This window comes from Ferruginibacter sp., assembly GCF_014377975.1.
GTDB lineage: Bacteria > Bacteroidota > Bacteroidia > Chitinophagales > Chitinophagaceae > Ferruginibacter.
The window spans coordinates 1-1703 of the sequence record NZ_JACMOO010000308.1; the positions used below are offsets into that span (position 1 = coordinate 1).

Sequence of the window (1703 nt, forward strand, 5' to 3'; positions counted from 1 at the left end):
CTAAACCGGGATGATGCCTTTGCATTGGTGACATTAAAAAGTGGAAAACAATACCGGCAGGAATTTTATTATGGCAGTTCCTATCTTTCACAATCCGGGCGGCACATGACCATTGCACCCAATATAAAGTCGGTGACAATTTTTAATAACCTGGGAAACAAAAGACAACTTAACTTTTGAAAATATTTGTTTACTATATTCCTATTGGCAATGGCTGCTGTGCTCACTTACCATTGATACAAATGTTGAGTAAAGAAGAAAATGTAGAAGTGTGCGACGCCAATGAAGTACCACAAGGCTTCTCAGCCGGGCTCAAAAAAAATAGTAGTTTCTTACCAGGATTTATTTTTACAGCAATGCTTTTTTTTTGTACATCCTGCAATCATAAACCCGTTTTATTTGAATCTGTTTCTTCTTCATTAACCGGTATTCATTTCAATAATAAAGTAGCCGAAAATGATAAATACAATGTGCTGGAGTACATGAATATTTATACAGGCGCAGGCGTTGCTGCAGGCGATATTAATAATGATGGGTTGGTTGATTTATATTTTAGCGCCAACCAAACATCCTGCAAATTGTACCTGAATAAAGGCAAATTTAAATTTGAAGATATTACAGAAAAAGCAGGGCTTATCACCAATCGCTGGTGTACCGGCGTTTCTATGGTTGATATTAATGGGGATGGCTTTTTGGATATTTATGTAAACGTTGCTGGCAGTCCAAAGTTTGGGGATATGCATAACCTGTTGTATATAAATAATAAGAACGAAACGTTTACCGAAAGTGCCGAAAAATATGGCATTGCAGAAACAAGACAAACCATGAATGCTTCTTTTTTTGATTATGATAAGGATGGAGATCTTGATCTTTTTTTAATTACAAACCCCGCCAATGAAATGGTTACGGGGGTAAACAGCATCCGGGAAAGAATGGTGAACGGAGAATCGGCAGGCACGGATATTTTATACCGGAATAATGGCCCTTCTCCCGCTTCAATAAAAGAGGGTAGGGGTGAGGTCACTTTTACAGATGTGTCCAAAGCAGCAGGCATATTAATTGAAGGATACAGTTTGGGAGCCGCTGTCAGCGATGTAAATGGCGATGGCTGGCCGGACATTTATATATCGAATGATTTTTTGACCAATGATATTTTATACATCAATAACGGCAATGGAACCTTTAGCGATAAAACGGCCGCATCCCTAAAGCACACCAGCTTTGCATCGATGGGAAATGATATTGCTGATGTTAACAATGATGGCCGCCCTGATATTTATACGCTGGATATGTTGCCCGAAGGGAACTATCGTCGCAAGATGATTATACCTCCGGCAGGTTATGATAAATTTCAGTTGTCATTGCAAAAAGGTTACGAGCCACAGTACACAAGAAATGCATTACAGTTAAATAACGGCCTTTCTCCCGCTCCTTTTGGAGGCGGGCGGGGTGAGGTTTCTTTCAGTGATATAAGTTTTCTTGCAGGCGTTAGCAGTACTGACTGGAGCTGGAGTGCCCTGTGGGCAGATTATGACAATGATGGTGATAAAGACCTGATGGTTACCAATGGTTTTTACCGGGATTTGGGCGACCTGGATTATATCAACTATCAAACAAAATTGCAGAGCCCCATGGGCAAACAGGATGCAAAACGAAATGAAAAACTGAAAGCAATAAAAGAACTTGCCAATGTTCCGCTGCAG

2 protein-coding genes are annotated in these 1703 nt (G+C 40.2%); both read left to right on the forward strand.

Annotated elements, in window-relative coordinates:
- Positions 1-180 (forward strand): hypothetical protein (locus tag H7254_RS15655; protein ID WP_301933853.1); only part of this gene is annotated, 180 nt, incomplete at its 5' end.
- Positions 177-1703: VCBS repeat-containing protein (locus tag H7254_RS15660; protein WP_301933854.1), on the forward strand; the 1527-nt coding region annotated here is incomplete at its 3' end. The genes H7254_RS15655 and H7254_RS15660, both read left to right, overlap by 4 nt.